General features: G+C 64.8%; 12 protein-coding genes and 1 tRNA gene. 2 read left to right on the forward strand and 11 right to left on the reverse strand.

Annotation, left to right across the window (positions count from 1 at the left end; translation table 11 throughout):
* Positions 1-55: 55 nt before the first annotated feature.
* Both A0U87_RS04070 and A0U87_RS04075 read right to left on the reverse strand, forming a co-directional pair.
* Positions 56-130: transfer RNA gene (locus tag A0U87_RS04070), tRNA-Asn, on the reverse strand.
* Between the two features lie 145 nt (positions 131-275).
* A complete protein-coding gene (locus A0U87_RS04075; RefSeq protein WP_199909659.1) occupies positions 276-626 on the reverse strand; it encodes a cupin domain-containing protein in 351 nt (116 codons plus the stop codon).
* 185 nt (positions 627-811) lie between these two features.
* Here A0U87_RS04075 and A0U87_RS04080 point away from each other — a divergent pair, with 185 nt between their 5' ends.
* A complete protein-coding gene (locus A0U87_RS04080; RefSeq protein ID WP_048936646.1) occupies positions 812-2959 on the forward strand; it encodes a S9 family peptidase in 2148 nt (715 codons plus the stop codon).
* Positions 2960-3003: 44 nt separating this feature from the next.
* On the opposite strand, the gene ilvD is transcribed toward A0U87_RS04080, so the two are convergent.
* Positions 3004-4857, reverse strand: a complete 1854-nt coding sequence (gene ilvD, locus A0U87_RS04085) for a dihydroxy-acid dehydratase (protein WP_010338969.1) — start codon at positions 4855-4857, stop codon at positions 3004-3006.
* Between the two features lie 115 nt (positions 4858-4972).
* Here ilvD and A0U87_RS04090 point away from each other — a divergent pair, with 115 nt between their 5' ends.
* Positions 4973-5848 carry a LysR family transcriptional regulator gene (locus A0U87_RS04090; protein WP_048936644.1) on the forward strand — a complete coding sequence of 292 codons (876 nt, stop codon included), beginning with the start codon at positions 4973-4975 and terminating at the stop codon, positions 5846-5848.
* A gap of 175 nt (positions 5849-6023) precedes the next feature.
* Here A0U87_RS04090 and A0U87_RS04095 read toward each other — a convergent pair whose 3' ends face one another.
* The 8 genes from A0U87_RS04095 to A0U87_RS04130 all read right to left on the reverse strand — a co-directional run bounded on the left by A0U87_RS04095 (position 6024) and on the right by A0U87_RS04130 (position 12185).
* Positions 6024-6578, reverse strand: a complete 555-nt coding sequence (locus A0U87_RS04095) for a nuclear transport factor 2 family protein (RefSeq protein ID WP_048936643.1) — start codon at positions 6576-6578, stop codon at positions 6024-6026.
* A gap of 15 nt (positions 6579-6593) precedes the next feature.
* Positions 6594-7007 carry an EthD domain-containing protein gene (locus A0U87_RS04100; RefSeq protein WP_017500654.1) on the reverse strand — a complete coding sequence of 138 codons (414 nt, stop codon included), beginning with the start codon at positions 7005-7007 and terminating at the stop codon, positions 6594-6596.
* 16 nt (positions 7008-7023) lie between these two features.
* A complete protein-coding gene (locus tag A0U87_RS04105; RefSeq protein ID WP_010338973.1) occupies positions 7024-7539 on the reverse strand; it encodes a nitroreductase/quinone reductase family protein in 516 nt (171 codons plus the stop codon).
* Between the two features lie 93 nt (positions 7540-7632).
* A complete protein-coding gene (locus tag A0U87_RS04110) occupies positions 7633-8496 on the reverse strand; it encodes an SDR family NAD(P)-dependent oxidoreductase (RefSeq protein WP_048936642.1) in 864 nt (287 codons plus the stop codon).
* A 79-nt stretch (positions 8497-8575) separates the two neighbouring features.
* Positions 8576-9040: a VOC family protein gene (locus tag A0U87_RS04115; RefSeq protein ID WP_048936641.1), complete on the reverse strand. Its 465-nt coding sequence runs from the start codon at positions 9038-9040 to the stop codon at positions 8576-8578.
* Positions 9041-9043: 3 nt separating this feature from the next.
* A complete protein-coding gene (locus A0U87_RS04120; RefSeq protein ID WP_048936640.1) occupies positions 9044-9826 on the reverse strand; it encodes a sterol desaturase family protein in 783 nt (260 codons plus the stop codon).
* 98 nt (positions 9827-9924) lie between these two features.
* Positions 9925-10554, reverse strand: a complete 630-nt coding sequence (locus A0U87_RS04125; protein ID WP_048936639.1) for a TetR family transcriptional regulator — start codon at positions 10552-10554, stop codon at positions 9925-9927.
* Complete coding sequence (locus tag A0U87_RS04130) at positions 10551-12185, reverse strand: Na+/H+ antiporter (protein WP_080993520.1); 1635 nt, start codon at positions 12183-12185, stop codon at positions 10551-10553. The genes A0U87_RS04125 and A0U87_RS04130 overlap by 4 nt, the downstream gene beginning before the upstream one ends.
* Positions 12186-12191: the final 6 nt, after the last annotated feature.

The raw sequence follows: 12191 nt of genomic DNA on the forward strand, positions 1-12191 counted from the left end.
GCGCTGAATTTTTGCTTGTCTGGAGCCAGTCCGGCTTTGCCAAGGGCTGAAATAGTGGCTCCCCGAGTAGGATTCGAACCTACGGCCATTCGATTAACAGTCGAATGCTCTACCGCTGAGCTATCGGGGAGCAGCCCCGCTTGCGCCGGGCAGGCCGCGCATATGCAGCGGCTTGTCCCAAATGGCAAGCGCTGCTTTCGCCATTCCTGAAAAAAATCTGTGCATATGCATGCGCTTGCGGAACGGGCGCATTTTCGTCCTTTTCCGCCGGTTTTTCAGGTTTCGCCGATGTGGATGGCAAGCCAGATGGTCGGCGCGTCCGTATGGGTGACGCGGTGCGGGATGCCCGCTCGAATCAGTCGATGATCCCCCGGTTCCAGGCGATAGGTGCCGATCCCTTCCAGCAGCAGTTCGGCGGTCCCGGTCAGCACCAGCACCCATTCATCCCAATGCTGGACATAGGGGCGCTCCGGCGGTGTGCTGTGGCCGTGGGATATAATCCGTTCGATCCGCACGCCCGGCATCGACACTATATCCTCGAACAGTTCCTCGGCCGCATGTCCGGACGGGATATCGAGCAGGTTGGTCGGCGCATCGACCGGCAATGCAGGAGGTGGGCATGTCATCGGCGCATGATGCCGATTGGCGGAAAATTGGAAATGGGGGTTTTTACCGGGGCGTCAGCCTGTGGGACGGGGCGTGCCATCTCCGTTGTCGCCGCGCTTGTTGCTTGAAATCCTGCGCCTATCGTGCTGACCATGCGGCCTGGCCGTTCGGCCCAATGTCAGAACAGGGGTTTGATACCGTGACAATGATATCCCGTTTGCTGCTGTCGGCGGCAATGGTGGCGGGCGCTTGCGCCGCGCCGGCAATCGCACAGCCCAAGCAGGTGCTGACCCACGAAACGCTGTGGATGATGAAGCGCGTCGGCGCGCCGGTGGCGAGCCCGGACGGCAAATGGGTGGTCTATGCGCTCAGCGAACCATCCTATGAGAAGGATGGCGCGGTCAGCGACCTGTGGATCGTGCCGGCCGACGGATCGGCTGCGCCGCGCCGCCTGACCGCGACCAAGGCGGGCGAGGGCGATCCGGCCTGGGCGCCCGACAGCCGCCGCATCGCCTTTTCCGCCAAGCGCGAGGGCGACGATGTCGCGCAAATCTATGTGCTGGACCTGGCCGGTGGTGAAGCCCGCCGCGTGACCAGCATCCCGACCGGCGCGGGCAAGCCGATCTGGCGGCCCGATGGTCAGGCGATCCTGTTCGAAAGCGCGGTCTATCCCGGCGCGATGGACGCCGCCGCCAACAAGAAGACGGCCGAGGAGCGCAAGGCGCGCAAATATAATATGCGCGTCTATGAGCATTTCCCGATCCGCTACTGGAACGACTGGCTGGACGACAAGCGGCCGAGCCTGTGGGTCCAGCCGCTGGCCGAGGGTGCGCCGGCGCGCGACATATTGTCCGCCACCAAGCTGGCGCAGGCCGATGGCTTTGGCGGCAATGCCCAGAGCGACGGCGGCATGACGCTGGCGCCGGTCTGGAGCCCGGACGGCAAGGAAATCATCTTCACCGCCACCACCGAACGCTGGAATGCGGCGCACGCCCGCGTCAATTTCGGCCTCTATCGCATGCCGGCTGATGGCGGCGAGCCGGTGCTGGTGACGCCGACGCCGGGCGAATATGGCGACATGAAGTTCACGCCGGACGGCAAGAGCCTGATCTTCCAGTTCAACACGCAGGGCCAGGAAGTCTATGATCTGGCCAAGCTGCACCGGGTTGCCTGGCCGGCGGGCGGGGCAGCGACGCTGCTGACCGGCGGCTTCGATCGCGCGGTGGACAGCTATGCCGTGACGCCTGACAGCCGCAGCCTCTATCTGACCGTGCCGGACGCGGGGATGGAAAATCTCTATCGTGTGCCGGTGAGCGGCGGCACGCCTGAACTGGTGATCGCGCCCAAGGTCGGCGGCTATGCCGGCATCGACATTCCGTCGGACGCCAAGTCGACGCAGATCATCGCCAGCTATGGCAGTTCGGTGAACCCGGCGGAAATCGTGCGGATCGACCCGGCGGCCAAGCGGCACAAGAACCTGACAAACGTCAACACGGCGCTCGCCGCAACGATCGACTGGGCCAGCCCGGACCATTTCTGGTTCACCACCGACAAGGGCCGGCGCATCCACAACATGATCGTCACGCCCCCGGCGTTCGACCCGGCGAAGAAATATCCGCTGATGGTGCTGATGCATGGCGGCCCGGCATCGTCCAACATGGACCAGATCGGCCTGCGCTGGAATTATCACCTGCTCGCGAGCGCCGGCTATGTCGTGCTGATGACCGACTATACCGGCTCGACCGGCTATGGCGAGGCCTTCTCGCGCGCGATCAAGCTCGATCCGCTGCGTGGCCCGGCGAACGAGATCAACCAGGCAGTGGATGAGGCCGGCAAGCGCTATGCCTTTATCGACACGGCCAATGCCTGTATCGGCGGCGCCAGCTATGGCGGCCATCTCGCCAACTGGATGGAGGCGACCACCACCCGCTACAAGTGCATCGTCAGCCATGCCGGTGAAGTCGACCTGTTGACCCAGTGGGGCACCAGCGACTTCAACTATGGCCGCGAAGTGGCGAGCGGCGGTCCGCCCTGGGGCGACAGCCCGGTGTGGCGTGACCAGAGCCCGATCACTTATGGCAAGGACTGGAAGACGCCGATGCTGCTGACCGCGGGTGAGCGCGATTTCCGCGTGCCGCTGGCGAACACGCTGGAAACCTGGTCGACCTTGCAGCGGATGCAGGTGCCAAGCCGCCTGCTGATCTTCCCCGATGCCTGGCACTGGATCACCAAGCCGGAGGATAGCCGCCAATTCTACCGCGAGGTGCAGGGCTGGCTGGCCCATTATCTGAAAGGCGCGCCGGAAGTGAAGGGCGGCCCGATCGCGGCCCCCGAAGCGGCCAAGGCGCAATAAGCAAAAAAAAAGGCCCGGTCGATGAACGACCGGGCCTTTTTCCATCAGTCCTTTTCGACCTGGCTGACGTCGCGCACCGCGCCGCGCGCGGCGTTGGTGGTGAGCGCCGCATAGGCGCGCAGGGCGGGCGAGACGTTGCGCTTGCGGCCGAACGGCTTCCACGCCTTCTTGCCGCGGGCGACCATCTCCTCATGGCGCTTCGCCAGTTCGGCATCGTCGACCAGCAGCTGGATGCCGCGATTGGGGATGTCGATCAGGATCGGGTCGCCGGTCGCAACCAGCGCGATCAGGCCGCCCTCGGCCGCCTCGGGCGAAACATGGCCGATCGACAGGCCCGACGTGCCGCCGGAGAAGCGCCCGTCGGTGATGAGCGCGCAGGCCTTGCCCAGTCCCTTCGACTTCAGATAGCTGGTAGGATAGAGCATTTCCTGCATGCCGGGGCCACCCTTGGGCCCTTCATAGCGGATGACGACGACGTCGTTTGCCTTGACTTCATTGCCCAGGATACCCGCGACCGCCGCGTCCTGGCTTTCATAGACGCGCGCGGTGCCATGGAAGGTCAGGATGCTGTCGTCGACGCCGGCGGTCTTCACGATGCAGCCCTCGGGCGCCAGATTGCCGAACAGCACGGCCAGGCCGCCATCCTTCGAGAAGGGATGTTCGGCGCTGCGGATCACGCCGGTCTGGCGATCCATGTCCAGTTCCTTCCAGCGATTATTCTGGCTGAAGGCCTGGGTGGTGCGCACGCCGCCGGGCGCGGCCTTGAAGAACTCCTGCACCGCCTCGCTGTTGGTACGGCTGATGTCCCAGCGGTTGATCGCCTCGCCCATGGTGGTGGCGTGGACGGTCGGCAGGCTGGTGTCGAGCAGGCCGGCGCGTTCGAGCTGGCCCAGGATCGCCATGATGCCGCCGGCGCGGTGGACGTCCTCCATATGCACGTCCTGCTTGGCCGGGGCGACCTTGCACAGGCACGGCACGCGGCGCGACAGCCGGTCGATATCGGCCATCGAGAAATCGACGCCGCCCTCATGCGCGGCGGCGAGCAGATGCAGCACCGTGTTGGTCGATCCGCCCATCGCGATGTCCAGGCTCATCGCATTTTCGAAGGCTGCATGGCAGGCGATGTTGCGGGGCAGGGCGGATGCGTCGTCCTGCTCATACCAGCGGCGAGCGAGATCGACGATGGTGTGGCCGGCCTCGCGGAACAGCTTCTCGCGATCGGCATGGGTCGCCAGGATCGAGCCATTGCCCGGCAGCGACAGGCCCAGCGCTTCGGTCAGGCAGTTCATCGAGTTGGCGGTGAACATGCCCGAGCAGCTGCCGCAGGTGGGGCAGGCCGCCTTCTCGATCGCGGCGACTTCCTCGTCGGTGTAATTTTCGTCGGCGGCGACGACCATCGCGTCGACCAGGTCGAGCGCCACGGTCTTGCCGCGAATATCGGCCTTGCCGGCTTCCATCGGGCCGCCCGAAACGAAGATGACGGGGATGTTGAGGCGCATCGCGGCCATCAGCATGCCCGGCGTGATCTTGTCGCAGTTGGAAATGCACAGCAGCGCGTCGGCGCAATGGGCATTGACCATATATTCGACGCTGTCGGCGATCAGATCGCGGCTGGGCAGCGAATAGAGCATGCCGTCATGGCCCATGGCGATGCCGTCATCGACCGCGATGGTGTTGAATTCCTTGGCGACGCCGCCGGCCGCCTCGATCTCGCGCGCGACCAGCTGGCCCAGATCCTTCAAATGGACATGGCCGGGCACGAACTGTGTGAATGAATTGGCAATGGCGATGATCGGCTTGCCGAAATCCTCGTCCTTCATGCCGGTGGCGCGCCAGAGGCCGCGCGCGCCCGCCATGTTACGGCCGTGGGTGCTGGTGCGTGAACGATAATGAGGCATTTTGCGCCGTTCCTGTAATCTTGTTTCCCTGCAATGGCTGCCCCCTACGCCTTTGCGCAAAGGTTGTGAAATATATTATTGAAGCGATATAAGGTCGGAAGGAGACTTTATTGCCATGGACCTTCGCCCGCTGCGTCATTTTCTGGCTGTTGCCGACACGCTGCATTTCGGTCAGGCGGCGCAGCGCCTGGGCATGACCCAGCCGCCGCTCAGCCAGTCGATCCTGGCGCTGGAACGGGAGCTGGGGGGGCCGCTCTTTACCCGGTCGAAGCGCAATGTTGCGCTGACCGCCTTTGGCCGGCAATGGCTGGAGCATGTTCGTCCGGCGGTGGAGGCGGTGAGCGCGCTGCCGGACATCGCCCGTCGCCTGCGCGACGGCAGCGCGGGGCAGATCGGCCTCAGCTTTGTCAGCACCGCCGACTATAGCCTGTTGCCCGCGCTGGTGCGCGATTATGCCGCCCGCTTCCCGGAGGTGGAGATCGCGCTGACCGAGGCGACCAGCGACGTGCAGATTGCCGACCTGATCGACGGGGTGAATGATGCCGGCATATTGATCGCGCCCGATGGCGCGCTACCCGACGCGCTCGCCTATATGCCCTTGCTGCGTGAGCCGCTGGTGGTGGCGGTGCCGGAGGGCTGGGTGGCGGACGATCAGGCGCAGGGCGATCCCTGGCTCGACCGGCCGCTGATCTTGTTCCCTCGCAGGGTGGCGCCGGCCTTCCATGATCTGGTGAGCGGCTATCTGGCCGGGCGGGGGCAGCCGCTGCTGATCCGGCAGGAGGCGATCCAGATGCAGACGATCATCAGCCTGGTGTCGGCGGGCATGGGCATCGCGTTGGTGCCGGCGTCGCTGCGCAACCTCGCGCGGACCGGCGTGCGCTATCTCGACCTGCAGGATGCGCCGATCCTGGAGACTGGCCTTGCCTGGCGGCGGGACGATGACGGCGCAACGCTGGCGGGGCTGCTGGGCGTCGCCCGCGCCATGGCCTGAACAGAAAGAGACCCCGTCGCACAAGGGATGCGACGGGGCCGAGGTTCAGGGAGGTGTCACTCCAAGGGGGGAAAGAAGTGACAGCCACATCTATAGGTCCGGTCCATGAACCTTATGTGAAGCAAGCAGAATTTTTCTGCGGGGGCGCTTTAGTGCTGAAATTCGCCACGCCGGGCTACCAGCGTTCGCCCTGGGTCGAGGCGATGACGGGGCGCTGGTAGGAGGCGTCTTCCCTGCTCCAGTGGGGCTTGAGGAAGCCCTTCACATTGGCGGAATAGACCCAGTTCGCATCGGTGTCGGCGGTCATCTCGATCGTGCAGCGACGGGTGAGCAGCCGCCATTCGCCGCCGCGCCGCTCCAACTGGTCGATATAGCGGCCAAAGGCGATCGTCGTGGTCTTGCCATCCTGCCAGAACAGGCCGCCGACCGTGTAGCTTTCGCAATAGGCGGTGTCGCCGTCGATCTCGCATAGATGGTTGGTGATGTTGTGGCTCGTCGACAGGAAGAATTTGCCATGGCCCATATTGGCCCGCGCCGCATACTCGGGCGCGCGGGTGATGATGGGTCCATGCTCGTCCACGCCATCCTCCCACCAGCAGCTGTTGATGATGTCGACATCCTGCCGGTCGCGTCCGCGGCATTCGCGCAGGATGCAATCGCGGATCGCCTGCCGGTCCTGCAGGTCGCGCACGGTGGCGCGCAACGCGGCGACTTCCTGTTCAAGGTCCATCTCCAGCTTTCCCTTTCAGTCCTGCGGCACCAGTTGCACCTGCATCATTTCGCCATTTGGCCCCATCGGGCTGTCATGTTCCTCGACCAGGCAGACGGGGTTGCTGTTGCTGGCGAAGAGTTGCAGTTCGTCGGCCTTGCGGATGTCGAGCATCGCAGGGTCTGACAGGCCCTTCATCGCGGCCTGATAATCGGCCAGGCTGTTCCACCAGATTTCCATGATGCAGTCATAGCCGGGATCAATGATCTCACCGGTCAGCGGGTTGGGCTGGGGCGTGACATAGCGGCGGACATAGCGCTGGGCATTGGGCAGGGCAGGCTTGGCGCCCATCTTCTGCGACAGGCGCGAATGCTGGTTCTCATAATAGTCCATGAACTGGTCCATGGAGAGATCGTCACGCTTCCTGAGGAAGACGATCTGCTTGATCATGGCTCTCCTCCCGCGCTCAATATTGCCGTTCGCCGGTAGCGTCCGACGCCTTGAAGCCGTCGATCGGTTCAATCGCCTTCATCATCACCAGCGGGATCAGGCGGTCGGTCGACTGCTGATAGCCGGCATAGGCCGGGAAAACCTGGCACATGAAGGCCCAGACCCGATCGCGTTCCTCGCCCTGCGGCTCGCGCCAGGTCGCGCGGAAGGCCTGGGTCGCGACCTGGAAGTCGACCGTCTCGCTGTCGCGGATGTTGAGATACCAGGCGGGATGATGGTCGGCGCCGCCCTTGGACGCGACGATCACCACTTCGCCACCGATATCGCCATAGATGAGGGTGGTGATGAAGGTCTTGCCGCTCTTGCGGCCGGTATAGCGGATCATGCAGTGGGTGGTGAAACCATGGCCGCCGACGGCGGTGATGTCCATGATATGGCCCTGCGCCCCGCCCGATCGCAGATACATGTCGCGATGCTCGCTGATCCAGTCCTTGCGCGTGTCGCGGATGGCGGCGGAACTGTCGTCGCTCATGACGGCCTCCTCTCTGTCAACTTCGGTGTAAACCAGCCGGGCGCCCGGCGGACCTGAAAAGGGCGTCGCCATGGCGATGCTTGGCCGATCGGGTCAGCGGATAATCCGGTCATATTGCGGCAGCGGCGCGACGCCATAGCTTTGCCGATAGGAGGGCGGCTGGCGATCGCCCACGTCGCGCAGGCCATAATGTTCGGCCAGTTCCGCGCCGATCAGCGTCTGGCCGGCATGATCCGCCAATGCCGGATCCTGCGACAGCGCCCAGATGACATGGCCGGTGAACTCGGGCGTTTCGACCATCTTTTCCAGATAAGCATATTTGGCCGGGTCCGATGCGATCAGTTGCAGCAGGCGCCCGGTGCGCAGCGCGCCCATCCAGATCGACAGGGCGGTGACGCCGGTATCGCGCAGGTCGATGGCCATGTCGGCCGCCATCTTGTCCTGGCTGACCTTGTGCGCGCCATAGCCGGGGCCATAGACATAATGGGAGGCGCCCGACCCCGATGTGAAGACGATCAGCCCCTGGCCGCGATCGACCATCATCGGCGCGGCATGATAGCTGGCGACATAGGAGCTGCGGATGCCGACGGTGATGATGTCGGCCAGCTTCAGCGGCTTTTCCCAGAAGCGGCCCGGCAAAGTGAGTTCGTCATGGATGGCGGCGACATTATTGACCAATATGTCGATATGCCCCTGTTCGGCGCACACCCGGTCGAACAGCGCGCGGGTCTGCTCGTCATCGCCATGGTCGACACGCACGGCGATGCCCTGACCACCGGCGGCCGTCACGGCGGCGGCGGTTTCGTAGATGGTGCCGGGCAGGGGGGCGTCGCCGGCCTTTTCCGAGCGCCCGGTGACATAGACGATGCAGCCATGCTGGCCGAGTGCGGTGGCAATGCCCTGGCCTGCGCCTCGGCTGGCGCCGGTGACGACCGCGACCTTGGGTGTCTGGCTCATCCATTCTCTCCTTGAGGCATCTGGCTAACCCAGGCCACCCGCACCTGACCATGCAGGGGGCGGAGATATCGCTTTGGCGTTAGGCCGGGTTCGGCGGATTGCCGACCAGTTCCAGTTCATGGCCGTCGGGGTCGTGGATCATCAATATGGCCGGCCCCTTGCCCGATGCGCGGATCGCACCGACCGGATAGCCTGCCGCCTGCATGCGGGATGCAACCCCCGACAGGTCGGGCACGCGCAGCACGATCTTGGCGATGCTACTTTCGGCCGGCGGCGCCTTCTGCGCTTGGTCGTGCAGCAGGATCAGGGTCAGCCGGCCGGCCTTGCCATCGGCGCAGAGCATGACTTCGGTCACTGGCCCATGTTGCAGCGTGGTGGCAGGGACAAGGCCGAGCGCGACCTGATAGAAGCGCAGCGCCTTGTCGAGATTGGCCACGGGCAGGCCGGGCGCCATCAGGGTCGCGCCGACCGGCGGCGCCGTCTGGGCATGAAGCGGGGCCGCGCCAACGGGCAGCAGGGCGAGCAGAAGGGCGATGTCGCGCATGGATCAGGCAGTTTCGCTGGCGGTGCTAACCGGGGCGTCATCCGTCTTCCGGCGCTGCTTGATCTTGTCGAAATCGGCCTCGAACTTCGGACGCATGGTGCCGCACAGCCGGTCCCAGATCGTCGTGTAGCCACCGAAATTGCCGGTGAAATAGCGATGATGCTGATCGTGGAAGGTGGCGGAGATGAACCATTTGGTCGCCCAACTGCGGTTCCACCAGCGTGGCAGCATCTCATAGCCGGAATGGACATAGAGGCCCATGATGATGTTGGTGGGGACGATCAGCGCGACGGTCGCATCATGGACGGTGAAGACGGTCAGGAACAGCGGCACGAAGCCGCCATTGATCAGCGATTCCAGCGGGCTGACCGACAGGGTGGTGAGCAGGTTGGGGGAGGTCGACTTATGGTGCAGCTTGTGGACCCAGCTATAGACCGGTTCCTTGTGCATCCAGCGGTGCAGCCAGTAGAAATAGGTGTCGAACAGGAAGAAATAGAGCGCATATTCGAGCGCGATCGTCCACCAGACGGCGGGCGCCGGATTGAAGCTGATCGCGCCGATTTCGACCAGGCTGGTCTTGATCGTGCCGAGCAGCAGGCCGGTGATGGCGAGGTTGATGACGGCAAAGCCGGCCTCGTTCCGGAAAATCTTCCACTTGAAGCCGCGCGGCTGGATCTTGCGCGCCTTGAAATAGCCGCTGACGATGCCTGCGCCGATCCCGGTCGCGACAAACAGGCCAAGCCATAGCGAGAGAAGATGCTCGCCCTTTCCCAGATATTCCAGCACGCCGGTCCTTCCCGTTGCAGACAGAAGGGCCTGCTATCACGGGATGGGCCGGGGATTTTGTCGGCGCTGACACATAGGCTGGAAATGCGGGCGGGCGCTCAGCCGCGATTGGCGTTGATCCCGTCCAGCACGAAATCGGCGATCGCTGCGTCGATGCTGGCATCGTCCGCCAGGCCCGCCGGATAGAGCCAGTCGCGAAACAGCCGATTTGCGAGCACTGCGGCAAAGGCGGCGCGGACCATCAGGCGTGGATCGACGCGCGGCGTACCCTCGATCCGGGCCGACTGGACGGCGGCGCCCTGCTCGAAATAGGCGGCCAGGCTCTCGATCGGATTGCCGCTGTCCCCCGCCGGGCCTCCGGCCAGCATCATCGCCCGCAGCAGTGCCTCATGCTCGGTGACGAAACGTTGCAGTTCGGCGATGTAGAGACGCGCGGTGTCGGCGCGGCTGGCATCGTCCTGCGGCACCGGATGATCGGCATTGAAGCGTTCGAGATGCTGGCTGAGCGGGCGGAACACCGCTTCCTGGAACAGGGCGGCCTTGGACGCGAAGCTGCGAAACAGTTGCGCCTCGGTCGTATCGGCGGCGCGGGCGATGGCGGCGGTGGTCGCGCCGGCATAGCCATGGCGGCGAAATTCCTCCTGCGCTGCCAGGATCAGCCGGCTGGCGACCTCCGCCGAGGATCGGCGCGGCCGCCGGGCCGGCTTGTTCGCATCGCCGCCGTTCATGTGCGCAGGCGCGCTTCGGACAGGTCAAGCTCACGGGTGAGCTTGCGCCCGACCTCGCTGCCGATCTTGCGGCTGCGCAGCAGGGTGAGGAGGGCGGCGCGTTCCGCCGCGACGCCGACCATGCGGAAATCGCGGAACAGGGCGCCCTGCGCGCGCAGGCTGTCGGCTTCGGCGGCCCCCAGGGCCTCTATCCGCTCGCGATACAGGTCCATTACGCGCGCGCCAGCCTCGGCATAGCGTTCGGCATGGCCATGGGTTTCGGCCAGGTCATGCTGATGCCGCTCGATCGCCTGGATTGCTGCCTCGGCGGTGACGATGCGGGCGGCGTCCTCTTCCGCGGCCTTGCTGGCTTCGGCCGGCATGTCGAGATTCTTGAGCAGCAGCGGCAGCGCGACGCTGGCCAGGATCAGCGACAGGATGATGACCCCGGCGGCCAGGAAGATGGCAAGATCGCGCGCGGGGAAGGGCGTGCCGTCGTTGAGCGCAAGCGGCAGGGTGAGCACACCGGCAAGGGTGATGGCACCACGCACGCCGGCGAAGGAGGTCGCCGCCACCAGCCGCCAGTTGGGCCGGCGCGGACCATCGACGCCGCGATACTGGTTGCGCAGGATGGTGAAGCGCAGCGACAGCCACACCCACAGGAAGCGCAGCGCAGCGAGGCCGACGACGATCGCCACCGTGTAGAGTGCCAGCCAGCCGGGTTCGCTATGGCCGGTCAGCGCCACCGTGCGCTTCGCTTCGGCGAGGATGCCGGGCAATTGTTCGCCCAGCAGCACGAAGATGATGCCGTTGAGCGTAAACTGGATCGTGTCCCACACCGAATTGCGGCGCATCCGGGTTTCGGCCATCGCCTCGCGCGAGATTTCGGCGAAGGTCATGGTTACGCCGGCGGCGACGGCGGCGAGAATGCCGGAGGCATGGACATGTTCGGCCAGGATATAGGAGCCGAAGGGGATCAGCAGGCTGACCAGGATCTGCGACCCGGTTTCCTCGCCCCAGCGGCGCGTGACCCAGGCCTTGGCGCGCGACACGACCAGCGTGACCCCGACGCCGATCGCGATGCCGGCAAAGGCGAGCCAGAGGAAGTTGAGCGCGGCATCGCCGGCCGAGAAGCTGCCGGTCAGCGCCGCCGCAATGGCAAAGCGCAGGCAGACCAGGCCGGATGCGTCGTTGAGCAGCGATTCCCCTTCGAGGATGTGCATCATGCGCTTGGGAATGGGCACGCGCGCGGCGATGGCGGACACGGCGATCGGATCGGTCGGCGAGACCACGGCGGCGAGGGCGAAGGCGACGGCGAGCGGCATCGCCGGGATCATCCAGTTGATGAAGAAGCCCATGCCGATGACGGTGGTCAGCACCAGTCCCAGCGCCAGTTCGACCACGGTCGAGGCGTCCTTGAGCAGTTCATCCTTGGGAATGCGCCAGCCATCGAGGAACAGCAGAGGCGGCAGGAACAAGAGCAGGAATATTTCGGGATCGAGCGCGACCCTGTGCGATGTCGACAGCCCGATGATCGCGCCAAGGGCGATCTGGACCAGAGGTGTCGGGATGGAAATCGGCATCATGCGCGACAAGGCGCCACTGACGACGACAGCCAGCAACAGGAATAATACGACCGAAATGACGTCCAAATCTTC

The organism is Sphingobium sp. MP9-4 (assembly GCF_005281675.1).
Taxonomy (GTDB): domain Bacteria; phylum Pseudomonadota; class Alphaproteobacteria; order Sphingomonadales; family Sphingomonadaceae; genus Sphingobium; species Sphingobium yanoikuyae.

Bases quoted from the DNA above. Each gene is read 5' to 3' on its own strand.
- ilvD (WP_010338969.1), bottom strand. From the start codon at position 4,857: ATGCCTCATTATCGTTCACGCACCAGCACCCACGGCCGTAACATGGCG.
- A0U87_RS04090 (WP_048936644.1), top strand. From the start codon at position 4,973: ATGGACCTTCGCCCGCTGCGTCATTTTCTGGCTGTTGCCGACACGCTG.
- A0U87_RS04095 (WP_048936643.1), bottom strand. From the start codon at position 6,578: ATGGACCTTGAACAGGAAGTCGCCGCGTTGCGCGCCACCGTGCGCGAC.
- A0U87_RS04100 (WP_017500654.1), bottom strand. From the start codon at position 7,007: ATGATCAAGCAGATCGTCTTCCTCAGGAAGCGTGACGATCTCTCCATG.
- A0U87_RS04105 (WP_010338973.1), bottom strand. From the start codon at position 7,539: ATGAGCGACGACAGTTCCGCCGCCATCCGCGACACGCGCAAGGACTGG.
- A0U87_RS04125 (WP_048936639.1), bottom strand. From the start codon at position 10,554: ATGAACGGCGGCGATGCGAACAAGCCGGCCCGGCGGCCGCGCCGATCC.
- A0U87_RS04115 (WP_048936641.1), bottom strand. From the start codon at position 9,040: ATGCGCGACATCGCCCTTCTGCTCGCCCTGCTGCCCGTTGGCGCGGCC.
- A0U87_RS04080 (WP_048936646.1), top strand. From the start codon at position 812: ATGATATCCCGTTTGCTGCTGTCGGCGGCAATGGTGGCGGGCGCTTGC.
- A0U87_RS04110 (WP_048936642.1), bottom strand. From the start codon at position 8,496: ATGAGCCAGACACCCAAGGTCGCGGTCGTCACCGGCGCCAGCCGAGGC.
- A0U87_RS04075 (WP_199909659.1), bottom strand. From the start codon at position 626: ATGACATGCCCACCTCCTGCATTGCCGGTCGATGCGCCGACCAACCTG.